General features: G+C 66.8%; 24 protein-coding genes. 8 read left to right on the forward strand and 16 right to left on the reverse strand.

The genetic code is table 11. The features are described from left to right. Positions 1–116: 116 nt before the first annotated feature. Positions 117–875, forward strand: a complete 759-nt coding sequence (locus C2U58_RS00875; RefSeq protein ID WP_146033379.1) for a hypothetical protein — start codon at positions 117–119, stop codon at positions 873–875. A gap of 75 nt (positions 876–950) precedes the next feature. On the opposite strand, the gene C2U58_RS00880 is transcribed toward C2U58_RS00875, so the two are convergent. From C2U58_RS00880 to C2U58_RS00890, 3 genes are read right to left on the reverse strand one after another with little or no spacing between them, the layout of a single operon-like run. Then, the gene (locus C2U58_RS00880; RefSeq protein WP_102944157.1) at positions 951–1901 is read right to left on the reverse strand and encodes an aspartate carbamoyltransferase catalytic subunit; all 951 of its coding nucleotides are present in this window, start codon (positions 1899–1901) and stop codon (positions 951–953) included. 17 nt (positions 1902–1918) lie between these two features. Continuing rightward, positions 1919–2386 carry a Holliday junction resolvase RuvX gene (gene ruvX / locus C2U58_RS00885; protein WP_070206694.1) on the reverse strand — a complete coding sequence of 156 codons (468 nt, stop codon included), beginning with the start codon at positions 2384–2386 and terminating at the stop codon, positions 1919–1921. Further along, on the reverse strand, positions 2379–2945 hold the full coding sequence (locus C2U58_RS00890; protein ID WP_102944158.1) for a YqgE/AlgH family protein: 567 nt from the start codon (positions 2943–2945) through the stop codon (positions 2379–2381). The genes ruvX and C2U58_RS00890 overlap by 8 nt, the downstream gene beginning before the upstream one ends. A 109-nt stretch (positions 2946–3054) precedes the next feature. Between C2U58_RS00890 and C2U58_RS00895 the strand changes: the two genes are divergently transcribed. Next, complete coding sequence (locus C2U58_RS00895; RefSeq protein WP_102944159.1) at positions 3055–3588, forward strand: DNA-3-methyladenine glycosylase I; 534 nt, start codon at positions 3055–3057, stop codon at positions 3586–3588. On the opposite strand, the gene C2U58_RS00900 is transcribed toward C2U58_RS00895, so the two are convergent. The 5 genes from C2U58_RS00900 to C2U58_RS00920 form a co-directional block, all read right to left on the reverse strand. Next, positions 3573–4280 (reverse strand): YitT family protein, encoded by a 708-nt coding sequence (locus tag C2U58_RS00900; RefSeq protein ID WP_172448033.1) that lies wholly within the window; start codon positions 4278–4280, stop codon positions 3573–3575. The two genes, C2U58_RS00895 and C2U58_RS00900, sit on opposite strands and share 16 nt — an antisense overlap. 114 nt (positions 4281–4394) lie before the next feature. Next, positions 4395–4610, reverse strand: a complete 216-nt coding sequence (locus tag C2U58_RS00905; RefSeq protein WP_102944160.1) for a DUF4287 domain-containing protein — start codon at positions 4608–4610, stop codon at positions 4395–4397. Positions 4611–4720: 110 nt separating this feature from the next. Further along, on the reverse strand, positions 4721–5317 hold the full coding sequence (locus C2U58_RS00910; RefSeq protein ID WP_146033380.1) for a hypothetical protein: 597 nt from the start codon (positions 5315–5317) through the stop codon (positions 4721–4723). Between the two features lie 120 nt (positions 5318–5437). Beyond that, positions 5438–6580 carry a PilT/PilU family type 4a pilus ATPase gene (locus tag C2U58_RS00915; RefSeq protein WP_102944162.1) on the reverse strand — a complete coding sequence of 381 codons (1143 nt, stop codon included), beginning with the start codon at positions 6578–6580 and terminating at the stop codon, positions 5438–5440. A 99-nt stretch (positions 6581–6679) separates the two neighbouring features. Then, the gene (locus C2U58_RS00920) at positions 6680–7717 is read right to left on the reverse strand and encodes a type IV pilus twitching motility protein PilT (RefSeq protein WP_070208322.1); all 1038 of its coding nucleotides are present in this window, start codon (positions 7715–7717) and stop codon (positions 6680–6682) included. 139 nt (positions 7718–7856) lie between these two features. On the opposite strand from C2U58_RS00920, the gene C2U58_RS00925 reads away from it, so the two are divergent. Together C2U58_RS00925 and proC are read left to right on the forward strand one after the other, a co-directional pair. Further along, positions 7857–8513: a YggS family pyridoxal phosphate-dependent enzyme gene (locus C2U58_RS00925; RefSeq protein ID WP_102944266.1), complete on the forward strand. Its 657-nt coding sequence runs from the start codon at positions 7857–7859 to the stop codon at positions 8511–8513. Next, on the forward strand, positions 8510–9331 hold the full coding sequence (gene proC, locus C2U58_RS00930; protein WP_102944163.1) for a pyrroline-5-carboxylate reductase: 822 nt from the start codon (positions 8510–8512) through the stop codon (positions 9329–9331). The genes C2U58_RS00925 and proC overlap by 4 nt, the downstream gene beginning before the upstream one ends. 111 nt (positions 9332–9442) lie before the next feature. Here the strand turns inward: proC and soxR are convergent, their stop codons facing one another. Continuing rightward, positions 9443–9877: a redox-sensitive transcriptional activator SoxR gene (soxR, locus tag C2U58_RS00935; RefSeq protein ID WP_172448035.1), complete on the reverse strand. Its 435-nt coding sequence runs from the start codon at positions 9875–9877 to the stop codon at positions 9443–9445. Between the two features lie 89 nt (positions 9878–9966). Here soxR and C2U58_RS00940 point away from each other — a divergent pair, with 89 nt between their 5' ends. Continuing rightward, positions 9967–11328 (forward strand): MFS transporter, encoded by a 1362-nt coding sequence (locus tag C2U58_RS00940; RefSeq protein WP_102944164.1) that lies wholly within the window; start codon positions 9967–9969, stop codon positions 11326–11328. Positions 11329–11397: 69 nt separating this feature from the next. Here the strand turns inward: C2U58_RS00940 and C2U58_RS00945 are convergent, their stop codons facing one another. The 3 genes from C2U58_RS00945 to C2U58_RS00955 all read right to left on the reverse strand — a co-directional run bounded on the left by C2U58_RS00945 (position 11398) and on the right by C2U58_RS00955 (position 14638). Beyond that, positions 11398–13338: an alpha/beta fold hydrolase gene (locus C2U58_RS00945; protein WP_102944165.1), complete on the reverse strand. Its 1941-nt coding sequence runs from the start codon at positions 13336–13338 to the stop codon at positions 11398–11400. Then, positions 13335–14312 carry a DUF4105 domain-containing protein gene (locus C2U58_RS00950; RefSeq protein WP_102944268.1) on the reverse strand — a complete coding sequence of 326 codons (978 nt, stop codon included), beginning with the start codon at positions 14310–14312 and terminating at the stop codon, positions 13335–13337. The genes C2U58_RS00945 and C2U58_RS00950 overlap by 4 nt, the downstream gene beginning before the upstream one ends. A 104-nt stretch (positions 14313–14416) precedes the next feature. Then, a complete protein-coding gene (locus tag C2U58_RS00955; protein WP_253256606.1) occupies positions 14417–14638 on the reverse strand; it encodes a hypothetical protein in 222 nt (73 codons plus the stop codon). A 177-nt stretch (positions 14639–14815) separates the two neighbouring features. Here C2U58_RS00955 and C2U58_RS00960 point away from each other — a divergent pair, with 177 nt between their 5' ends. The 3 genes from C2U58_RS00960 to C2U58_RS00970 all read left to right on the forward strand — a co-directional run bounded on the left by C2U58_RS00960 (position 14816) and on the right by C2U58_RS00970 (position 18341). Next, positions 14816–16906 (forward strand): TonB-dependent siderophore receptor, encoded by a 2091-nt coding sequence (locus tag C2U58_RS00960; RefSeq protein WP_102944166.1) that lies wholly within the window; start codon positions 14816–14818, stop codon positions 16904–16906. A gap of 119 nt (positions 16907–17025) precedes the next feature. Next, positions 17026–18162, forward strand: coding sequence for a PepSY-associated TM helix domain-containing protein (locus C2U58_RS00965; protein WP_102944167.1), 1137 nt, complete (start codon positions 17026–17028; stop codon positions 18160–18162). Then, on the forward strand, positions 18159–18341 hold the full coding sequence (locus C2U58_RS00970) for a hypothetical protein (RefSeq protein ID WP_070208328.1): 183 nt from the start codon (positions 18159–18161) through the stop codon (positions 18339–18341). The genes C2U58_RS00965 and C2U58_RS00970 overlap by 4 nt, the downstream gene beginning before the upstream one ends. A gap of 10 nt (positions 18342–18351) precedes the next feature. Here the strand turns inward: C2U58_RS00970 and C2U58_RS00975 are convergent, their stop codons facing one another. The 4 genes from C2U58_RS00975 to C2U58_RS00990 form a co-directional block, all read right to left on the reverse strand. Continuing rightward, complete coding sequence (locus C2U58_RS00975) at positions 18352–19224, reverse strand: LysR family transcriptional regulator (RefSeq protein WP_102944168.1); 873 nt, start codon at positions 19222–19224, stop codon at positions 18352–18354. A 24-nt stretch (positions 19225–19248) separates the two neighbouring features. Next, positions 19249–20130, reverse strand: coding sequence for an SDR family NAD(P)-dependent oxidoreductase (locus C2U58_RS00980; RefSeq protein ID WP_102944169.1), 882 nt, complete (start codon positions 20128–20130; stop codon positions 19249–19251). 86 nt (positions 20131–20216) lie between these two features. Next, positions 20217–20882, reverse strand: a complete 666-nt coding sequence (locus C2U58_RS00985) for a DUF2306 domain-containing protein (protein WP_253256608.1) — start codon at positions 20880–20882, stop codon at positions 20217–20219. 27 nt (positions 20883–20909) lie between these two features. Further along, positions 20910–21359, reverse strand: a complete 450-nt coding sequence (locus tag C2U58_RS00990) for a nuclear transport factor 2 family protein (RefSeq protein WP_102944270.1) — start codon at positions 21357–21359, stop codon at positions 20910–20912. Positions 21360–21426 lie beyond the last annotated feature (67 nt).

A 21426-nucleotide genomic window follows, 5' to 3' on the forward strand; every position in this document is an offset into this window, starting at 1 on the left:
CATCGCTTCTCAGCTGCATGGCCCATGCACATAGCTCGGAGACGGACGTGGATAGGACTTCTGTCCAAGGATGTGCAGCAGTAAACCGAATCGCAGGCAGTGACGAAACCCGAAGCTTGGACGCAATCGATATCCATGCACTGATCGCGCCCCAGGCACTCGCATGTTCAACTGAGATCACGACAAGGCGGAAGACCGCGACAATTGCTCAGCGTCGAGCCCAATTGAAAGCATTGGATACGCTCTCCTTCTACGCCAATGCAACCTCCCAGAATCTTCCGCTTCCAGTAGTTGCCTTGGCGGAATCCGTTGTCGCCGACATGAATGAGGCAGCGATTGACCCCGAAGCAGCGAATCTTCTGGAGGAACTGCACGCAGAGAACCGCTCGTCTGAATGGCTTGGCCGCATGCAGCTGACCGATGAAGTCCAGGCGTCAGAGGAGCCTGTATCGCCGTCTGGAGTGGTGACCACGCTGGTGCTGATCAACGGCCGCCTACGCTCTCGACGCCTGGATCTCGCTACCGTGGACATGGTCGTCGTTGCGGGATGCCACGTCGCCCAACGGGCTGCAGAAAAGCTGAAGGAGGATCCGAAGGTTCAGCGACTGCTGGCTGGGAGGCGAGTCGTGTGGATGCAGCCGGCGGGCCGCACTCTGGAGCTGGACGAACTGGAACAGTGGAACGCAAAATTTCCCGCGACGCCAATGCATGTCGCGCTACGCAACTCGCAATGGGTCGGAATGGATCTGACTGCGCTGCCTACCTTTCATGTAATGAAAGACGGGAAGGTGGTCGCGTCGCATCGCGGCTGGTCGCGCGACGGTGCGACGCCGGGGGACTTGCTGAGGATGTTGAAGAGACATCGCAGGCGTTGAGGTTCGCTTGCTGGCAGGCACCGCTTGGAGCCGGCCAGCGGCCGGCACTACAGCGGATTTCCCGTTACGTTGCGGTCAGGCCAGCAGGGTTTCCAGCACCGCCATCCGCACCGCGACGCCGTTCGCGACCTGGCGCAGCACCCACGACTGCGGGCCGTCGGCCACTTCGTCGGTGACTTCCACGCCACGGTTGATCGGGCCCGGGTGCAGCACGGCGGCGTCCTGGCCGGCGCGCTTGAGGCGCGCGACGTTCAGGCCATACTCGGCGTGGTACTGCTCGATCGACGGCACCAGGCCTTCTTCCATGCGCTCGCGCTGCAGCCGCAGCATCATCAGCGCGTCGACGCCTTCCAGCATCTGGTCGAAATCCTGGCCGACAATGCAGCCCTTCAGGGTCTCGTCGTCCGGCAGCAGCGACTGCGGGCCGCACACGCGGATTTCGCCCACGCCCAGCGTACGCAGCGCATGCAGGTCGGTGCGGGCTACGCGCGAGTGCTTCACGTCGCCGACAATCATCACCTTCATCTTCGAAAAATCGCCGCCCTTGGCTTGGCGCAGGGTCAGCATGTCGAGCAGGCCCTGGGTGGGATGCGCGCTGCGACCATCGCCGGCGTTGATCAGCGCCGTGCCCTCGCCCGCCGCAGCGGCCAGCTCGGCCACCGCGCCGTCGTCCGGGTGCCGCACCACGAAGCCGCGCACGCCCATGGCTTCCAGGTTCTTCAGCGTGTCGCAGGCCGTTTCACCCTTGCGCGTGGACGAGGTGGACGCGTCGAAGTTCAGCACGTCCGCGCCCAGCCGCTGCGCGGCCAGCTGGAACGAGCTGCGGGTGCGGGTGGACGGCTCGAAGAACAGCGTGCACACCGCCGAACCGGCCAGCACATGGCGCTTGTTGCCGACCCGACCCACCGCTGCGTCGCGGATCTGGCCGGCGCGGTCGAGCAGCTGCAGCAGGGTTTCGCGGGGCAGACCTTCCAGGGTCAGCAGGTGGCGCAGGCGTCCGTCGGAATCGAGTTGCGAGGCGGTCATGGCTAGGGTCTGGGGGGTCAGGAAACGGGGGTGGCGTCGTCGGGCGAAGACAGCCAGCGTTCGATGATGACCGCGGCGGCCACCGCATCCAGCGTGGCCGCGTCGCGGCGACGCTTGCGGCCTTCGGCGCGCTCGACGGCGAACCGGCGCGCGGCTTCGACCGAGCTGGAACGCTCGTCGACCAGCACCACCGGCAGTTTGAATCGTTCCCGCAGCTGGCGGGCGAAGCCCTGCGCGCGCTTGCGGTTGGGCTGGTCCTGGCCGTCCAGGGTGAGCGGGTCGCCCACCACCAGACCATCAGGTCGCCATTCCTTGATCAGCCGCTCGACCGCGGCCCAGTCGGGCCCGTTGCCGTGCACGTCCACCACTGCAATGGCACGCGCATGGGTACCGAACGAACTGCCGATGGCCACGCCGATCCGGCGCGAACCGACGTCGAAGCCGAGCACGGTGCCGTCGCGGCGGATGGTGGCCGGCTCAGACATGGCCGCTGTAGTCGGTGTGGCGGAACAGGTCCACGCCGATGCGCGACGCCGCGCCCTGCCAGCGCTGCTCCAGCGGGGTGTTGAACAGCAGCTCGGCGTCGGCCGGCACGGTCAGCCAGCTGTTGTCGGCGATCTCCGCTTCCAGCTGGCCTTCGGTCCAGCCGGCACAGCCCAGCGTGACCAGCGCATGGCGCGGGCCTTCGCCGCGGGCCATGGCTTCGAGGATGTCGCGCGAGGTGGTCAGGTACACGCCCTGGCCCACCTGCAGGCTGGAATCCCAGCCGCTGGCGTCGTCATGGATGACAAAGCCGCGCTCGGGATGGACCGGGCCGCCATTGAGCACCACCTGGTCGCGCAGCACCCGATCGTCGGTCTGGATATCCATCTGTGCCAGCACATCGCCCAGCGTGTATTCGGACGGCTGGTTGACCAGCACCCCCATGGCGCCGTTTTCGTCGTGCTGGCAGATCAACGCCACCGTGCGTGCAAAGGTGGGATCGGTCAGCGACGGCAGCGCGACCAGCAGGTGATGGGCAAGCGTAGTGGGCAGCGTGGACATGTGGCCATTCTACCCGGTGCGCCCTGACACGGGCGTGAGCCACCACCCGCTGCGTGGACGGCGGTCGTAAACTTGGCTTCGAAGCGCCCCCTGCCGAAGAAGACTCCCCATGAGCGGTTACTGCCTCATCGCCCCGGGCCACCCGGTGCACGGTCACTACCATGACCATGAATATGGCTTCCCGCAGCGCGACGAACGCGAGCTGTTCGAGCGCCTGCTGCTGGAGATCAACCAGGCCGGGCTGAGCTGGGAAACCATCCTGAAGAAGCGCGAAGGCTTCCGCGCGGCCTACGACCAGTTCGACGTGGACACGGTGGCGGCCTACGGCGAGCGCGAGGTGGAGCGCCTGCTCAACGACCCGGGCATCATCCGCAACCGGCTCAAGGTGCATGCGGCGATCCACAACGCCCAGGTGATCCAGCAGCTGCGGGCCAGCCACGGCAGTTTCGCGGCCTGGCTGGACGCGCACCACCCGCGCGACAAGGCCGAGTGGGTGAAGCTGTTCAAGAAGACCTTCCGCTTCACCGGCGGTGAGATCACCGGCGAGTTCCTGATGAGCCTGGGGTATCTGCCCGGCGCGCACGCCAAGGATTGCCCCGTTTACAAGCGGTTGGCGAAATTGCGGGCTCAGACGCCCATGTAACGGCCGGGGCGGTGGTTGAACATCAGCACCAGGCTGAGCACCACCGCGCCGATCGCCGAATACAGCACCTTGTCCGGCGAGAGCACGAAGAACGCCACGCCCATCAGCAGGGTGTCGAACGACATCTGCACCTTGCCGGCGCTCCAGCCACGGGTGCGCTGCAGGTATACCGCCAGGATGCCGATGCCGCCCAGGCTGGCCCGGTGGCGGATGTAGAACAGGATGCCCAGCCCGGCCAGCGCGCCGCCGACCAGCGCCGAGTACAGCGAGCTCATATGGGCGAAGTCGGCCCAGCGCGGCAGCAGGTCGACGAGCACGCCACAGGCGGTAACCGCAGCGAAGGTCTTGAGGGTGAACTCCCACCCCATGCGGCGTACCGCCACCCAGTAGAACGGCAGGTTGACCAGTACGAACACCACGCCGAAGTTCCAGCCGAAGGCGTAGTGGGCCAGGAACGCCAGCCCGGCCATGCCGCCGATCATCAGCCCGCCCTTGGCGAAGATCGCCAGGCCCAGCGAGGCCACCAGAGTGGCCAGGATCATGCCCTGCACGTCCTCGGCAACCGAATGGCGCAGCGCTTTCTCGTCGGCCAGGGTGCCCGCGCTGTCCGGTGGTGGGGTCAGCGGGCCAGCGGTGACCAGATGGCCGTCAGCGTCGTCGCACGGCGCAGGGCCATGGGATTCAAGGGACATGGGGGTGGGGCCAGACTCGTGGGGAGCGGTATTAGACACGATTGACGTGACAGTTGCAGGTGAAATGATTCAGTTCCGCAACAATCGGCCGGATCTGGCGGGTTTCGGCCGAGCCTAGTCCGGCCGCCCCTTCAGGTGGTGGGCCACCAGCGCGTTGGCATGACCGTGGCCCAACCCGTGCGCCTCCTTCAGGAAGCCGACCAGCGCCATGTGCTTCAGCCCGCCCTGGGTAGCCAATAGAGCCAGCCAATGCCCGACCGGTTGGCCATAGGTTTTCTCAATGGATGGGAAGTAAGACGCGGGGCCTTTGACCGGGGCGATGTCGTTCATGACCGTTTCCTCGCAGGTGGGTTCATCTGGTACGACGAACCTGCGGGGCGGAAATCGACAGGCAGCGGCCGGGACAGCGCACGACCGTGGGTCGTGCGCTCCACCACCGACTAGCGGCTGACCTCCGGATTCATCGCCATGGCGATCAACAGCAGCAACAGGAACAGACCGCCGACGACCGTTACCAGGATGTGCAGCGGACTGAACCGGTCCATCTGCGCCATGTCCACCCGTTCGTCCTGGTGGTAGCGACGCAGCAGGCTGTTGACCGGCAGCAGCGGCACGAAGGCGAACAGGGCCAGCAACCACCCGGCGTTGGGCAGGCGGCTGGCAAGGTTGAGCAGGAAGTAGGCCAGTGCCAGCAGGCCCGGCGCGAACGCGAGGTCGCGCCGACGATTGCTGGCGGCGTCGCGCAGTTGGCTGAAACACAGGTACGCCCAGAGTGGCGAGAACAGTGCGCGCGCCCAGGGCCATTGGGTTCCCCCGGTCTCGCGCTTGATCGTTTGCCATTTTCGCCAGAACCAGTACACCGGGTACAGCCCCAGCGTGGTCAGCGACAGCGTCACCATCTTCATGGACGAAGGAGAGTAATAGGCTGCCGCGTCGGAGATCGGCTGGGCGTACGCTCCGGCGTCAGGCACGGCGCGCGGCAAGGCAGGAGGCGTCGGAAACGTGGCCGGCGCGCGGTACGGATCATGCAATTCCATGTGCATTCTTCTCTACGATGACAGTGCTACCGGCACGGTGCCGGCCCCTTGAAGCACCACGTACAGCAAGGGCGCGCCGGCATTGCACCGCGCGCGCCCCTTTTCCCGGGATCCGCTGTGTCAGCGGACTTCGGAAATCTCCACCCCGTCCAGCCCCTGCGACAGCGTACGCGCGTCACCGCCCTGGGAGAGTTTGATGCGCAGGCGCACTTCGTTCTGCGAATCGGCGTAACGCAGCGCGTCTTCGTAGCTGATCTCGCCGGCCTGGTAGAGCTCGAACAGGCTCTGGTCGAAGGTGCGCATGCCCAGCTGCACCGACTCCTTCATCACTTCCTTGAGCTTGTGGATCTCACCGTCGCGGATGTAATCCTGCACCAGCGGCGTGCCCAGCATGATTTCCATCGCCACCTTGCGCGACTTGCCGTCGGGCGACGGGACCAGCTGCTGGGCGACCACGCCCTTGAGGTTCAGCGACAGGTCCATCAGCAGTTGGTTGCGACGGTCTTCCGGGAAGAAGTTGATGATGCGGTCCATTGCCTGGTTGGCGTTGTTGGCATGCAGGGTGCACAGCACCAGGTGGCCGGTTTCGGCGAACGCGATGGCGTGGTCCATGCCTTCGCGGGTACGCACTTCGCCGATCATGATCACGTCCGGCGCCTGGCGCAGGGTGTTCTTCAGCGCCGCTTCCCAGCTGTCGGTGTCGATGCCGACCTCGCGCTGGGTGATGATGCAGCCTTCATGCTTGTGCACGAACTCGATCGGGTCTTCGATGGTGATGATGTGCCCGGTGGAGTTCAGGTTGCGGTAGCCGATCATCGCCGCCAGCGAGGTCGACTTGCCGGTACCGGTGGCACCCACGAACAGGATGATGCCGCGCTTGGTCATCGCCAGCGTCTTGATGATCGGCGGCAGGCTCAGCTCTTCCACGGTGGGAATGCGCGTTTCGATCCGACGCAGCACCATGCCGACCTGGTTGCGCTGGTAGAAGCAGCTCACGCGGAAGCGGCCGACACCGGACAGGCCGATGGCAAAGTTGCACTCGTGGGTCTTTTCGAACTCTTCGCGCTGCGCCGGCGTCATCACGTTCAGCACCAGGTCGCGGCTCTGCTGCGGCGTCAGCGGGGTCTGGGTGATCGGCGAGATCTTGCCGTTGACCTTGATCGCCGGCGGCATGCCCGCGGTGATGAACAGGTCCGACGCCTTCTGGTGCGCCATCAGCTTGAGGAACGAGGTGAAGTCGATGGTGGTGCTGGTGGTGTTCATTGCGGTGTGCTCCGAAGATTGCCTGGAGCCGGCCGGCGGCCGGCACTACCCGCTGGGCAGAGCCCAGCGCTACCCGCCGGGCAGGGCCCGGCGCTACCATCATTCGAAGATGCGCTTGTCCTTGGCGTATTCCTTGGCCTGGTTGCGCGTGATCAGGCTGCGCTTGACCAGGTCCTGCAGGTGCTGGTCCAGGGTCATCATGCCCATCTGCTGGCCCGTCTGGATCGCCGAGTACATCTGCGCCACCTTGTCCTCGCGGATCAGGTTGCGGATGGCCGGGGTGCCGACCATGATTTCCCACGCGGCCGTACGGCCACCGCCAACCTTCTTCAGCAGCGCCTGCGAAATCACCGCGCGCAGCGACTCGGACAGCATCGAGCGAACCATCGGCTTTTCGCCGGCGGGGAACACGTCGATGATGCGGTCGATGGTCTTGGCCGCCGAACTGGTATGCAGGGTGCCGAACACCAGGTGGCCGGTTTCGGCCGCGGTCAGCGCCAGGCGGATGGTTTCCAGGTCGCGGAGTTCGCCTACCAGGATGATGTCCGGGTCTTCACGCAGTGCCGAACGCAGCGCTTCGTTGAAGCCGTGCGTGTCGCGGTGCACTTCGCGCTGGTTGATCAGGCACTTCTGCGAGGTGTGCACGAATTCGATCGGATCCTCGACGGTGAGGATGTGGCCGTATTCGTTCTTGTTGATGTGGTCGATCATCGCCGCCAGCGTGGTCGACTTGCCCGAACCGGTCGGGCCGGTGACCAGGATCAGGCCCTGCGGCTGGTCGATCAGCTCACGGAAGATCGGCGGCACCGCCAGGTCTTCCAGGGTCAGCACCTCGGACGGAATGGTACGGAACACCGCACCGGCGCCACGGTTCTGGTTGAACGCGTTGACGCGGAAGCGCGCCAGGCTGGGAATCTCGAACGAGAAGTCGACTTCGAGGAATTCCTCGTAATCGCGGCGCTGTTTGTCCGACATGATGTCGTAAACGAGCGCATGGACCTGCTTGTGGTCCAGTGCCGGAATATTGATGCGACGGACATCGCCGTCGACGCGGATCATCGGCGGCAGGCCTGCCGACAGATGAAGGTCCGACGCCTTGTTCTTAACGGAAAACGCCAACAGTTCGGCGATATCCATACGCTGCTACTCCCCATAGACTGCTGCGACTGGAAGGATCTTTCCCCGGTCGGCAGTATAGCCTCCCTGATCCGCCGGGAAACTGTCCCTTGAGTACCTGCCCGTGACCGCCCTGCCCCTGCCCACCCTGTTGCTGAACCTGCACAACGCGGCCACGGCCGCCGGGCGGCCACCCCCGCGCCTGCTGGCGGTGTCCAAGACCCAGCCGGCCGAGGCGGTGGCTGCACTGGCGGCGCAGGGCCAGCGCGCCTTTGGCGAGAATTACGTGCAGGAAGCGGTGGCCAAGATCGAGGCGCTGGCGCCGTTGGGACTGGAGTGGCACCTGATCGGGCACCTGCAGTCGAACAAGGCCGAGCTGGCCGCGCAACGCTTCGACTGGGTGCAGAGCGTGGACCGGCCCAAGCTGGTGGCGGCCCTGGCCGCGCATCGACCGGACACGCTGGCGCCGTTGAACGTGCTGGTGCAGGTCAATATCGACGACGAAGGCAGCAAGCACGGCTGCACACCGGACGCAGTGCCGGCACTCGCCGCCGCCATCGCGGCCGAGCCACAGCTGTGCCTGCGCGGGCTGATGGCCATTCCCGCGCCCTGGCCGGACGCCGCGCGCCGCCAGCAGGCGTTCGAGCGTATGCACGGGCTGTTTGCAGGGCTGGCCGCGCGCTATCCGCAGGTGGATACCCTTTCCATGGGCATGAGCAGCGACTACCCCGAGGCCATTGCCCATGGCGCGACCATGGTCCGGGTCGGCACCGCACTGTTCGGCGCCCGCCCCTCCCCCAACAAGGACCCTTCATGACGACTGCTCCCATCACCTTCATCGGCGGCGGCAACATGGCCCGCAGCCTGATTGCCGGGCTGGTCCGCCAGGGCGCGGCGCCCGGCCAGATCCATGTGGCCGAACCGGTCGCCGCCCTGCGCGAGCAGCTCAGCGCCGAGTTCGGGGTCACCACCTACAGCGATGCCGCCGACGCTGCCGCACAGGGCGCGGTGTGGGTGCTGGCGGTGAAGCCCCAGGTCCTGCGCGAGGTCTGCACCACGCTGGCCGAGCCTGCCGCGCGCCTGCAGCCGCTGGTGGTCTCCATCGCCGCCGGCATCACCAGTGCGCAGCTGGCGCGCTGGCTGGGCGGCCATGGCGCGGTGGTGCGCGCGATGCCCAACACCCCGGCGCTGCTCGGCGCGGGGGTCACCGGCCTGTTCGCCACCGACGGCGTCAGCGAGGAGCAGCGCGCGCTGGCGGACACCGTACTGGCCAGTGCCGGGCGCACGGTGTGGATCGACGACGAAGCGCGCATGGACGCGGTGACCGCCGTGTCCGGCAGCGGCCCGGCCTATGTGTTCCTGCTGGCCGAGGCGATGGAAGCAGCCGGGATCGCACAGGGGCTGGCACCGGAGGCCGCACGCACGCTGGTGGTGCAGACGTTGCTGGGCGCCAGCCGCATGCTGGAAGAGTCAGGCGAAGCCCCGGCCGAGCTGCGGCGCCGGGTGACCTCGCCGAACGGCACCACGCAGGCGGCGATCGAAAGTTTCCAGGCCGACGGTTTCAAAGCGATGGTCGGGCGGGCGATCGAGGCCGCTACCGAGCGGGGGAAGACGTTGTCTGCGGCGAACGATTGAGCGGGTCGAACGTACCAGCACCGCGTGGGACACGCATGGCGTGTCGCTACGCAGCGGGCGTTCCGCGTAGAGACACGCCATGCGTGTCCCAAGCGGTGCTGGCCGCAGCCACTACCCCCAACGTTGCGGCCCATCCCCCTGCTCGCCCAGCGCATCGCCGGGATTGGCCAACCGGCACCGCTTCAACGACAGGCACCCGCACCCGATGCAATCGGTGAGCTGGTCGCGCAGCAGCAGCAATTCCTCGATCCGCTGGTCCAGCTCGGCGCGCCACAGCGCCGACATCTTCCCCCACTCGGCACGCGTCGGCGTCTTGTTTTCCGGCAGCGCGGCAAAGGCATGGGCCACCGCCTCCAGCGGCATGCCCACCCGCTGCGCCACGCGGATCACCGCCAACCGGCGCAGCACGTCACGACTGAAACGCCGCTGGTTGCCGGCAGTACGCAGGCTGCGGATCAATCCCTTGCGTTCATAGAAGTGCAGCGCCGATACCGCCACGCCACTGCGCCGTGCCACCTCGCCTACACTCAGCTCCTGCGCGATCACCGCTTGACCTCAACCTTGGTTCAGGTGTCATCGTGCGGCACCTCGTGGCGCGCTGCAAGCGCCACGCACCTTCGTTGCCTGGATTGCACATGTCTTCCGATGTCGCTTCACTGCCCGCCACCGACGCACCCCCGTCGATCCTCTCGCCGCGCTACCGCGCCACCACCGTCGGCATGGTGGCGCTGGTCTCCCTGCATGCGTTCGAAGCGCTCGCAGTCGCCGCCGCCATGCCCACCGTCGCCCACGACCTGGACGGGCTGCGCCTGTATGCACTCGCCTTCGGCGGCACCCTGGCCACCAGCGTGATCGGCATGACCCTGGCCGGACGCTGGAGCGACCGGCTGGGCCCGGCGCGCCCGCTGTGGCTGGGCCTGGCCTGTTTCATCGCTGGCCTGCTGGTCGCCGGTTTCGCACAGCACATGCCGGTGCTGGTACTGGGCCGCCTGCTTCAAGGGCTGGGCGCGGGCGCGATTTCGGTGGCGCTGTACGTGCTGGTGGGCCGCACCTTCCCCGAGTCGCTGCGCCCGCGCGTGTTCGCCGCGTTCTCGGCCGGCTGGGTGGTGCCGTCGTTGATCGGTCCGGCGATCAGCGGGTTGATCGTGCAGCACCTGGGCTGGCGCTGGGTGTTCCTGGGCGTGCCGCTGCTGGCCATTCCGGCCGCACTGCTGCTGCGGCCGGCGCTGCGCGCGGTGCCACCACTGGCCGTTGGCGTCGGATCCAACCGCAGCGTGGTGCGCTGGGCGATCGGTGCCTCACTGGGCGCGCTGCTGCTGTACGTGGGCGGTCAGCAGGTCGGCTGGCCGGCGCTGGCAGTGCTGCTGCCGGCCATCGCGCTGCTGGTGTTGTGCAGCTGGAAACTGCTGCCGCAGGGCACGCTGCGGCTGCGGCGCGGCCTGCCCAGCGTGATCGCCCTGCGCGGGATCGCGGCGTCGGCGTTCTTCGGCTGCGAGGCGTTCCTGCCGCTGCTCCTGCAGCGCGAACGCGGCCTGAGCCCGCTGCTGGCCGGGGTGGCCTTGAGCCTGGGCGCACTGGGCTGGTTCAGCGGTTCCTGGTTCCAGGGCCACCAGGGCCAGGGCATGTCGCGGCGAACCCTGCTGGGTGCCGGTGCGCTGCTGATGTGCGCCGGCATCATCGGCACCGCGCTGGCGATCCAGCCCGGCGTTCCGCTGTGGTTGGCGCTGGCCGGGTGGACGCTGACCGGACTGGGCATGGGCCTGATCTATCCGAGCCTGTCGGTGCTGACGCTGTCGCTGTCACCGCCTGCGCAGCAGGGCGCCAACACCTCGGCATTGCAGCTGAGCGAAGCGCTGGCCGTGGCCACCACGCTGGCCGTGTCCGGATCGCTGTTCGCGTGGATGCTGTCGGTGGACGTAACCCTGGGTTACCTGCAGACGTTCGCGATCATGCTGTTGCTGGCTGCCGCCAGCGTTGTGGTCGCAAGGCGCGTATGACACCCCGGTAGAGCCACGCCCTGCGTGGCTGCGGAGCCGGCGCCGCGTGCAGCGGGGCAGAGCCCCGCTCTACGGGGTTTTTCCATCCATCGCCTCAAGATCCTCGCGCAGGATCCGCCGGATCTCCAACACCGCCTGCGGGGTCTCCTGCACGCTGTGACCGGAGATGATCACCTTCTCCGACACCGCACCCGGCAGGTGCGCGCTCCAGTACGGCACCAGCCCATCGTCGGACCGTTCCAGCGGCACGCTGGCTTTACGCTGGGCGATGATCGAGTGGTACTTCAGGCCCGGCATGATCGGCAGCGCCGAGGACGCCTTCACGAAAGGGTCGCTGGCCTTGAGGTTGTCGATGCTGTTGGGGATCTGCAGTTTGGTCGCCTGCGCCGACTGCACTTCGGCCTGCTGCAGGGTCTGGAAAACGTCCTCGAACTTGCCCAGCAGCGTGATCGGCAGGCGCACCAGGCGGCCGATGAAACGTCCCACCCGATTGCCGGCAATATCGGTGCCCTTGTGCGGGGCGGCGATGAAGATGGCCCGCTCCACGTTCGGTTCGGCGTCGAAATGCAGCAGCGGGCCCAGCTTGGCCTGCACCCGCTTGAGCCGCTCACCCTTGAGGTCGTAGTTGGCCAGCAGCTGGTCCCACAGCGTCTCACCGGAACTGGTGACCAGCAGGCGCGCCAGCACGCCGCCCATGCTGTGGCCGATGAACACCATGTCCTTCGATGCCGGCGCGTTGCCGCTGGGATCGAAGTGGCGCAGCGTGTTGTTGAACGCCTGGTCGATCTCAAAACGGTTCAGCGCGATCGGCGCATTGGTCGGGTAGTACACCTGCCAGACCTGGAAATGGCGGCGCAGCTCCGGGTCGCCCAGGATCTCGTTGGCCACGTTGACCCACGCTTCCGGGCTGCTGCCCAGGCCATGCAGCATGAAGATGATGCGGCGGTTCGGGTCCCACGGCTGCATCAGGTACATGTGCGGTTCGGCGATGCCCTCGCTGAGCCCGAACAACGTACGCAGCGACTGCGTGGCGAAGCCGGACTGGGCCAGCCACATGCCGTACGCGGCAGTGAAGTTGCCGGCCAGCGGCACCTTCTCGCCATGCAGCTCCACGCTTTCGGTGGACTCGGGCGAGTACACGTCGAACAGCACCTGGGTGGTGTCCAGCACCTGTTGCAGGGTGTCGCCCTTGAAGCGCAGCAGCGCAGTGGCGTTGATCGAGGACATTTCGCTGTACTGCGGGATCTGCACCTTCTCGCCGTCTACCGGTGCGATCAGCTTGGGCGGGTCCATCACCACTACCAGCTCGGCACCGAAGCCGTCGCGCCGGTAGGTGCTGCGCAGCCCTGCAAAGCTCACCGACGAGGCCGATACCATGGTGGTGGGAATGCTGGTCAGGCGGAGCTGGTCGAAGTCCGAGGTCAGCGTCCAGCGCTCACCGGCCACGGCAGCGTTGTAGTCTTCGCCTTCCAGCGCGCTTTCGCGGCTGCGCTTGAACACCAGCGTGGCAGTCTGCTCGGCGGCATAGTTGTAGTAGTCGCGCACCTGGGTCTGGCGATCCTCGAAGGCGCGGTCGGACGGCGTGCGCCCGCTGAAGAACAGGTAGGCGTAGGCATAGCGCGCGGCTTCCAGCCAGGCATCCAGCGCCGCCTCGGACATCGGGGTCTTTTCCCGGTCCTTGGGTTTGGGGGTCAGCTCGAGCGCGTTCTTCACCCACAGCTCGGACAGCGCCGACAACCGCTGTTCCTCGGGCAGGTCGCGGGTGTCCTTGAGGGTCTTCTCGCAGGCCACCACGTCCTTCTCGCACAGCGACACGTCCAGTCCGATCACGCTCAGCGTTTCCTGCGAGGCCATGCTGAAGCGGCCGGAGGTCAGCACGTCGCCGCGCTTGTTGGCCAGGTAATCGGTCGGCGACACCTGCTTCATCGTCACCATCGCGCAGCCGCTGGACAGCAGCAGCGACAGCACCAGGGCCAGCAGCGGGGCGCCGCGGGGCAGCCAGCGGCTCATCGCTGCGGCTCCGCGGCGATGCCGGGCACGCCCTGGCGGATCAGTGCGGAGAAGCGCGGGTCGTCGCCGGCAGCGCGTGCGCGGTCGGTGATGCGTCCGCGTGCCTTCAAGGTGGCGAAGTCCACGCCGGGCGTCAGTACCCCCAGGTCGCGCGCATATTCGGCGAAGTAGCCCGACACCAGCAGCCGGTAGTCCAGCGGCAGGCCCGGCGCGATCTGTTTCGCCAGCTCGTACACGATGGTGGTGCAGTTGCTGGTCAACGTGTTGTAGAACGCCGGTGCGGCATCCAGCCTGCGCGCCTCGCCCAGGTAGGAGACGAACAGACCCTTGAGCTGTTCCCGGGTCATGCCCTTGAGGCGATACAGGTATACGTCCTCACCGCGCACGTTGCTGCGCACCCGCACGATATCGGTTTCCTCGGCCGCGACCAGGGTCATCTCGAATTTGCGGAAGAACCCGCCCAGCGCGGAGAACGATTCGCCACGCTCCTTGCGGATCTCCAGCGAAAACACCAGCTGGCGGCCGTCGGCGAACCCGAATGACACCAGCGTATGCGCGATCAGCGGCCCCATCCAGTACGACATCACCAGATCGGCAGAACGCAGCTGGTCCAGGTCGTATTCGCGGCGCTCCCAGCGCACGTCATGGTCGTCTTCGCTGCGCCAGGTGAAGTTGCGCACGTTGTCCAGCACAACGCGGGTACCGTCGAAATCGACGACCTTGAGGCGTTGCGCGACATCGTCTGCCCAGACCCGGTCCTGCCTCGGGCTGAGCAGCAGCCACCAGACTCCGCACAGGACGAGCACGGCGAGAAATATCGGCCCTGGCCAACGACCGGCCCGGGCGCGGCCCACTGCAACCGTTGTGGCCAGCGCGAACCCACCCCATGCCAGCACCGCCACGCCCTTGATCCAGCCCGGTCCGGGCAACTGGTAGGCCAACAGTCCCGCCACCCACAGCGCTGCCGCCAGCATCAGCATGGCCAGCACCCATCGTCCTGCACTCTTCACACATCGGTCCGTCGGTTGGTCGGGGCGCTAGTTAGCCACAACCCGGTGTGTGCAACCTGTTTGCCTGTTCAGCTACGGCGCGCCGCCCCGACCTTCTGCCAGGGCGCCATGCCCTTGCGCGCCCGCGGCAACGTCCGGCGCAGCGGCAGGCGGCGTGGCATGGGGATGCCCACCCCGGGGGCGGCGGTATCGTCGCGGCGCAGGTCTTCAGCGCGTTCCCCGACCAGCAGGGCCGCCATTTCTTCCAGGCCATTGCGCATCGCCCGGGCGGCGGTCTGCAGGGTATTCATGGGCGTCTCCATCAAACTGCGTGGGGACGATCTACGTTAGGTGGGTGGCCGCCTACGGACCGTGCAGGGGATGTTTCAGGCAGATGAAGCCCGTTCCGGGACTTTTGAAGCTGAGAGTCATTTGCGTTCGCATCCTCACCTCCCGATAATCCGGCCCTCACTCCCGGAATCCCGCCCATGCCTGCCCTGTCGCGCCGCTCGCCCCTGTTGCTGCTGGTTCCCACCCTGCTGGCGTCGGCCGTGGCCCAGGCCCAGGACGCCAGCACCGCGCGTACCCTGGATGCGGTCAGCGTGGTCGCCGACCGCGCCAGCACCGCGACCAAGACCGACACCCCGCTGACCCAGACCCCGCAGGCGATCAGTGTGATCACCAGCGAGCTGTTCACCGACCGGGGGGCGCGGAACCTTCAGGAGACCCTGCGCTACAGCGCCGGCGTGACCGCGGACGCCTATGGCCTGGACACCCGCAGCGACGGCAGCACGGTGCGCGGGCTGGACCCGGTGCAGTACCTGGACGGCCTGCGCCGCAGCTACGGCTTCAGCCCGCTGGCGCGTACCGAGGTGTACGGCCTGGAGCGCGTGGAAGTGCTGCGTGGCCCGTCCTCGGTGCTGTACGGCGCCGGCGCGACCGGCGGCATCATCAACGCCATGACCAAGCGCCCCACCTACACCGACATGGGCGGCGAAGTGGGCGTGCAGCTCGGCAATTTCGACCGCAAGCAGTTCCAGGGCGACATCGGCGGCACGCTCAATGAGGCCGGCACCGTGGCCGCCCGCGTGGTCGGCCTGGTCCGCGACAGCGGCATGCAGACCGACGAGATCGACGACGACCGCATCTATATCGCGCCCTCGATCAGCTGGCGCGGCGAGCGCACCAACCTCACCGTGCTGACCAGCTACCAGCACGACAAGACCGCCTCGAGCCAGCAGTTCCTGCCGGTGGTGGCCACGCTGCACGCGCCGGCCGGCACGCCGCGCCTGGACCCGTCCACCTTCCTGGGCGACAACGACTTCGACACGCTCGATTCGCGCGTGTACAGCGTGACCGCGCTGTTCGACCATCGCTTCAACGACAGCGTGAGCCTGCGCTCCTCGGTGCGCTACCTGGATGGCAAGACCGAGTTCCGCGAGCTGTACCCGGACGCCTACAGCAATCCGCTGGACCCGTTCATCGACGCCGACAAGCGCGTGGTCAACCGCAACGCCTACGGCGTGCGTCCGGACGTGCGCTCGCTGACCAGCGACACCGCGGTGCAGTTCGACTTCGCCACCGGTGCCTTCCAGCACATGCTGCTGGCCGGCGTGGACTACAGCGACTACCGCGAGGACGCGCTGCAGCTGGATGCGACCCCGACCCCGATCGACATCTACGCCCCGGTCTCCACCGGCGTGACCATCAACGGCTGGAACCGCCTGCCCGACCAGCAGACCACGCAGCTGGGCGTGTACCTGCAGGACCAGATCCGCTGGGCCGACCGTGTTTCGCTGGTACTGGGCGCGCGCCGCGACCATGCGCGCAGCAAGACCGAAGGCCTGCCGAGCCAGACCGACAACGCCACCACCTGGCGCGCGGGCCTGATCGGCGAGATCGGCGCCGGGGTGTCGCCGTACATCAGTTACAGCGAGTCGTTCCTGCCGGTCACCGGGCAGGATATCTACGGCAACGCGTTCAAGCCGATGCAGGGCGACCAGTGGGAAGGTGGCGTGAAGTGGCAGCCGGCCGCGAACATGCTGGTCACCGTCGCGGCGTACCGCATCACCGAGACCAACCGCCAGACCAATGACCCGGAGAATCCGCTGAACGTGGTCCAGACCGGCGAGATCGAGTCCAAGGGCGTCGAACTGGAGGGCCAGTTCACATTCGCGCACGACATCACGCTGACCGGTGCCTATTCGCGCAACCGCGCCAAGGTGACCAGGAGCAACTTCGCGATGGAAGTGAACCAGCGCCTCAACGACACGCCGCAGGAGCTGGCCTCGCTGTGGGTGGCCAAGGGCTTCCAGATCGACGACGTTTCGCGCCTGCGCCTGGGCATCGGCGGCCGTTACGTGGGCAATACCCAGTCGCTGGGCTTCGGTGGTTTCATCCGCACTCCGAGCTACACGCTGGTCGATGCGCTGGCTGAAATCCAGGTGACCGACTGGACCATGGCGTTGAACATCACCAACCTGTCGGACAAGAAGTACTTCGCGCCGTGCCGCAACTTCGGCGACTGCTTCACCGGTAATCCGCGTACCGTGACCGGAACGATCAGCTATCGGTTCTGACGGCATGCCGGCCAGCGGCCGGCACTACATCATCACCGTACATCGACGCATTACCGTAGTGCCGGCCGCTGGCCGGCAACCGCAAACCTACACCTCTCCAGCCGCCGCCAGAGAACTCAATGCAACGCTCCACCATCAAAGCCTGGTTCCTGGTCCACAAGTGGACCAGCCTGATCTGCACGTTGTTCCTGCTGCTGTTGTGCATCACCGGCCTGCCGCTGATCTTCGGCGAGGAGATCGACCACCTGCTCGAGCCGCATGCGGAACAGACGGCCAGCCCCGGACCGGCGCGCGATTACGACGAACAGGTCAAGACCGCGCTGGCCCAGTACCCGGGCAACGTACCGTTGTTCGTGGGTTGGGACCCGGAAGCGAACACGATGTACGTAAACACCGGTGAGCGCGCCGACACCCCGCCGCCGCAGATGAAGACCGCCCTGCTGGACAGCAGCAGCGGCGCCGTGGTGCCGGCCGCGCAGTTCAACGAAGGGGTGATGTATTTCATCCTGCGCCTGCACACCGACCTGTTCCTGGGCCTGCCCGGCATGCTGTTCATGGGGGCGATGGGGCTGCTGTTCGCGGTGGCGATCATTTCCGGACTGGTGCTGTACGGACCCTTCATGCGTCGCCAGCGCTTCGGCACCCTGCGCACCGGCCGCAGCCGCCGCCTCGCCTGGCTGGACCTGCACAACGTGATCGGCGTGGTCACCCTCGGCTGGGCCCTGGTGGTAGGCATCACCGGCGCCATCAACACCATTGCCAAACCGCTGGAAAGCGCCTGGCAGAGCGAACAGCTGGGTGAGTTCGCGGCCCGCTACGCCGGCCAGCCGCGGCCGACCACGCTCGCCTCCCTTCAGGCCGCGGTGGATACCGCGCGCGCCGCCGAGCCGGAGATGCGCCCGGCCTTCGTCAGCTTCCCCGGCACCGGCTACAGCGGCGACCACCACTATGGCGTGTTCATGCAGGGCAACACCCCGCTCACCGAGCGCCTGTACCGTCCGGTGCTGATCGACGCGGTCAGCGGCGAGCTCACCGCGCAACCGCAGCTGCCCACCTATATGAGCGTGCTGCTGCTCAGCCAGCCGCTGCACTTCGGCGACTACGGGAAGCTGCCGCTGAAGATCCTTTGGGCGCTGCTGGACCTGCTCACCATCGCGGTGTTGGTCAGCGGCCTGTACCTGTGGTTCAAGCGCGGCAGTACTGAAGCACGCGTGACCGAGATCGAACGTGCCGAGAAGACCGGAGGTGCCGCATGAGCCGCCCTTCCGCCCCGAACGGCAGCCCGTTCACCGCCCCGGCCTGGATCGCCGCAGCGAGCGTGCTGGGACTGGTGAGTGCGCTGATCGGCGACGGCATCTTCGATGTGGTGTCATGGGTGGTGTTCGCCGCCCTGATCGGGCTGGTGGTGCGGGCATGGGTGAAGCGGACCCGCTGACGCTGCGTCGTCAGCTGCGATCCAGGAACAGCTTCACCGCCGGCAGCGATTCGTCCGAGCGCACACAGAGGTGAAGCTCGAATCCGGCTTCGTCTCCCTGCAGATGCCGGTACGCGACCTCCTCGCTGCGGAAGCCGACCATGCTGGCCGGCACCACCGAGATGCCGGCTTCCACCGCCACCAGCGACAGCACCGCATGCATGCCGTGCGCTTCCTGCACCACGCGCGGGGTGAAGCCGGCGGCCGCGCACAGCCGCACCACCTGTGAGTGGAACCCCCTGCCCTCGCGCGCGGGCCACAGCACGAAGGACTCATCGGCCAGTTCCGCAATGGTCACCGCGTCGCCCTGCGCCAATCGGTGCGCGCGTGGCAGCGCAATCGCCAGCCGATCCGTGTCGAAGGGCTGCAGCTGCATGTCCTCGGCGTCGAACACCGGTGGAATGACCACGCCCACGTCCAGGCGCTTTTCGCGCAGCATCTGGATCTGGCGGGCAGAGGTCGCTTCAATCAGTTCCAGGCGTACGTCCGCATTGGCCTGGCGGAAGTTGCGGATCACTTCCGGCAGGCGACCGTACAACGCACTTCCCACGTAACCCAGGCGGATGCTCCCGGTGCGACCCGCAGCGGCGTCCTGGGTCGCCAGCAGCGCACGGTCGGCCTGCTGCAGCAGCAACCGCGCTTCTTCCAGCAACACCGCCCCTGCCGCGGTAAGTCCCAGCGTACGGTTGCCGCGCAGGATCAGTTCGCTGCCGATCTCCTCCTCCAGCCGGCGGATCGCCGCCGTCAGCGGTGGCTGCGACATGTGCAGCCGCGCGGCGGCGCGATGGAAATGCAGTTCCTCGGCAACGGCGACGAACTGGCGGAGCAGGCGGAGATCGACCATGGGCACAGTATGACGCGGGAAAGCTCAGCTGCGCGGCTCCACCGCCGGTCGGGCGATGCGCGACCATTGCGCGGCGATGTCCTCGATGCTTTCCGCCGTCGTGGCACGCAGGTCGCGCGGATAGGCCACATCCTCTGCTTCCACACTGCGGGTGGCATGGAACTGCCCGTTGCTGGCGCGCAGGATCCAGCCCCCTTCGCGGCATGCCGTGGATGCCAGGAACGCCACGCCCGGCGCTACCGCGTCCGGATGCAGCTCGTCGGGCTCTCCTTCAACACCCCACATGCGGGTCTTGGCGACCGGCGAGATCGCGTTGACCACGATGTTGTGTGGCGCGCCCTCGGCGGCCAGTACGTTGACGATGCCTACCGCCGCCATCTTCGCCGCAGCATAGGCGGCCAGCCCCTTCTGCACGTACTGGGGATACAGCGCGCGATCGGACGTGGTCAGCACGATGCGGCCATAGTGGCATGCCTTCATCTCCACCCAGGCTGCTTCGGCCAGCCACAGCGGCGCCTTGGCTGCGATGGTCATCATGTAATCGAAGTGGTCTTCCTGCAGCGCATCGATCTGCTGGTACTCCACCCAACCGGCGTTGTGGATGATGAAGTCGATCCGGCCCTGCCGCGACAGGATGCCGGCGATCAGCGCCCGGCAGCCTTCGCGCTCGTCGATGACCGCGTGCGCGGCATGAACGTCCAGCCCGGTGCCGCGCAGCAGCGCCACGGTGGCGTCGATGCGATGCGGGTCATGCCCCTGACCATCCAGCCCGGCGCCCACGTCATGCATGACCACCCGTGCCCCGCGCTGCGCCAGCAGGCGGCTGTACGCCAGCCCCAGCCCACTGGCCGCGCCGGTCACCAGTCCCACCTGCCCCTCGAATGAAACACCGTCTTGCCTTTGCATCCAGACAGGATCAGGGTGGCCCACCTTGCACGGCCAATACGAGTTTCAGGCGACCGCGATACGCGCCGGGTATCGCACTGCCGGACTCAACGCGTGGCAGGCGATGGCGTCCCTGCTGGCCTGGCAGGTGACCTGGTGATTCGCAGACCCACTTGAACAACAGCCAACGGAACCATCCAGCTCGCCCAGAGCAGTCCCGAGATGAGGGCGCCATCAGGCTGCAAGCCCGAGGCGATGGCCAGCGGCAGCAACAGCCGGAACAGGACCGGTGCGAGCGTGACAGCATAGTTCCGCACCATCCATGCACGGTGCTGCAGCACGCGGCCGGCGTGGATGGCCCGCAGTGCGAGAAGGCCAGTGACCAACCAGGCCAATGCAGTGGCCGCGAAACCAATCCGGATCGAGAGTGGGGCCGGTGTCGTGGCGATCAGGCCAACAGCGGCCGCACTGGCGGCGAGCATCCCAACGAAGTAAACCTGTCCCAGGCGGCGATGCAGCACGCGCCGTCCGCGCCACCAGCGTGAAACGAGTTGAAACGCACCCACCACAAGGGTGACCGCGCCGCCGCCAAGGTGCAGCCACAGCCAGCCATGCCGATCCACAAAACGCGCGTAGGCCGGGCCATCCAGTGCGTGGTACTTGCCATGCACGGCCAGCAGGAATTCAGCGGCAAACAACAGGAGCACCGACCAGAGCAAGACCGTGGCCGTGGTCCGGAGCGCGCTGCCCATCTTCGATCGGATTGCATCCACTGCAGACACTCCTGTCCGTGGGTGGGGTTACGGCGCAGCAGGAGGTTTGGGCTTGGAATACCACAGGGCGTTTACGATGATCCACCGTTCGCCGAAGCGGCCCATATGGAAGTAGTCAACGAACCAGGGCGTCTCCAAGCGGACCGAAGCGGCGTTGTCGGTGACGTCCAGCACGCGGCAGCTGCGATCCCACTGGTCCTTGGGCGTTTTCAGGGCGCCCTGCCGGGTCAGCCCCACCAGCTCTTCCCTGCTCATGCGGCGCAGGCCAAGCCGTTCGTCCGGCGTCTCCCCCAGCACCATGCGCTTTGCAAGGTCAGGGTGCAGCGATCGGGCAACCCGCGCCGGGTCGCCTTCCAGTTGACCATCCACATAGTCGAAACAGGTCGCTTCAATTGCGGCGATGGACGCGGCATCGGGCATCGAAGGCCCCGTAGTTGCGGCGGCGGCGGTGGCAATCAGCAGGGCAAGTGCGGGCATGACCACTCCAATCAGCTGTCTGATGGAGGGCTTATAGCATGGCACGCGGGACCGGAGCCCCGCGTGC

Origin of the sequence: Stenotrophomonas sp. VV52, assembly GCF_002893095.1 — a bacterium.
Lineage (GTDB): Bacteria > Pseudomonadota > Gammaproteobacteria > Xanthomonadales > Xanthomonadaceae > Stenotrophomonas > Stenotrophomonas aracearum.

What these genes read in the sequence shown, in the direction of transcription:
- C2U58_RS00880 (WP_102944157.1), bottom strand. Translation starts at nt 1,901, where the DNA reads ATGACCGCCTCGCAACTCGATTCCGACGGACGCCTGCGCCACCTGCTG.
- ruvX (WP_070206694.1), bottom strand. Translation starts at nt 2,386, where the DNA reads ATGTCTGAGCCGGCCACCATCCGCCGCGACGGCACCGTGCTCGGCTTC.
- C2U58_RS00890 (WP_102944158.1), bottom strand. Translation starts at nt 2,945, where the DNA reads ATGTCCACGCTGCCCACTACGCTTGCCCATCACCTGCTGGTCGCGCTG.
- C2U58_RS00895 (WP_102944159.1), top strand. Translation starts at nt 3,055, where the DNA reads ATGAGCGGTTACTGCCTCATCGCCCCGGGCCACCCGGTGCACGGTCAC.
- C2U58_RS00900 (WP_172448033.1), bottom strand. Translation starts at nt 4,280, where the DNA reads ATGTCCCTTGAATCCCATGGCCCTGCGCCGTGCGACGACGCTGACGGC.
- C2U58_RS00905 (WP_102944160.1), bottom strand. Translation starts at nt 4,610, where the DNA reads ATGAACGACATCGCCCCGGTCAAAGGCCCCGCGTCTTACTTCCCATCC.
- C2U58_RS00910 (WP_146033380.1), bottom strand. Translation starts at nt 5,317, where the DNA reads ATGGAATTGCATGATCCGTACCGCGCGCCGGCCACGTTTCCGACGCCT.
- C2U58_RS00915 (WP_102944162.1), bottom strand. Translation starts at nt 6,580, where the DNA reads ATGAACACCACCAGCACCACCATCGACTTCACCTCGTTCCTCAAGCTG.
- C2U58_RS00920 (WP_070208322.1), bottom strand. Translation starts at nt 7,717, where the DNA reads ATGGATATCGCCGAACTGTTGGCGTTTTCCGTTAAGAACAAGGCGTCG.
- proC (WP_102944163.1), top strand. Translation starts at nt 8,510, where the DNA reads ATGACGACTGCTCCCATCACCTTCATCGGCGGCGGCAACATGGCCCGC.
- C2U58_RS00940 (WP_102944164.1), top strand. Translation starts at nt 9,967, where the DNA reads ATGTCTTCCGATGTCGCTTCACTGCCCGCCACCGACGCACCCCCGTCG.
- C2U58_RS00945 (WP_102944165.1), bottom strand. Translation starts at nt 13,338, where the DNA reads ATGAGCCGCTGGCTGCCCCGCGGCGCCCCGCTGCTGGCCCTGGTGCTG.
- C2U58_RS00950 (WP_102944268.1), bottom strand. Translation starts at nt 14,312, where the DNA reads ATGCTGGCGGCAGCGCTGTGGGTGGCGGGACTGTTGGCCTACCAGTTG.
- C2U58_RS00955 (WP_253256606.1), bottom strand. Translation starts at nt 14,638, where the DNA reads ATGAATACCCTGCAGACCGCCGCCCGGGCGATGCGCAATGGCCTGGAA.
- C2U58_RS00960 (WP_102944166.1), top strand. Translation starts at nt 14,816, where the DNA reads ATGCCTGCCCTGTCGCGCCGCTCGCCCCTGTTGCTGCTGGTTCCCACC.
- C2U58_RS00965 (WP_102944167.1), top strand. Translation starts at nt 17,026, where the DNA reads ATGCAACGCTCCACCATCAAAGCCTGGTTCCTGGTCCACAAGTGGACC.
- C2U58_RS00970 (WP_070208328.1), top strand. Translation starts at nt 18,159, where the DNA reads ATGAGCCGCCCTTCCGCCCCGAACGGCAGCCCGTTCACCGCCCCGGCC.
- C2U58_RS00975 (WP_102944168.1), bottom strand. Translation starts at nt 19,224, where the DNA reads ATGGTCGATCTCCGCCTGCTCCGCCAGTTCGTCGCCGTTGCCGAGGAA.
- C2U58_RS00980 (WP_102944169.1), bottom strand. Translation starts at nt 20,130, where the DNA reads ATGCAAAGGCAAGACGGTGTTTCATTCGAGGGGCAGGTGGGACTGGTG.
- C2U58_RS00990 (WP_102944270.1), bottom strand. Translation starts at nt 21,359, where the DNA reads ATGCCCGCACTTGCCCTGCTGATTGCCACCGCCGCCGCCGCAACTACG.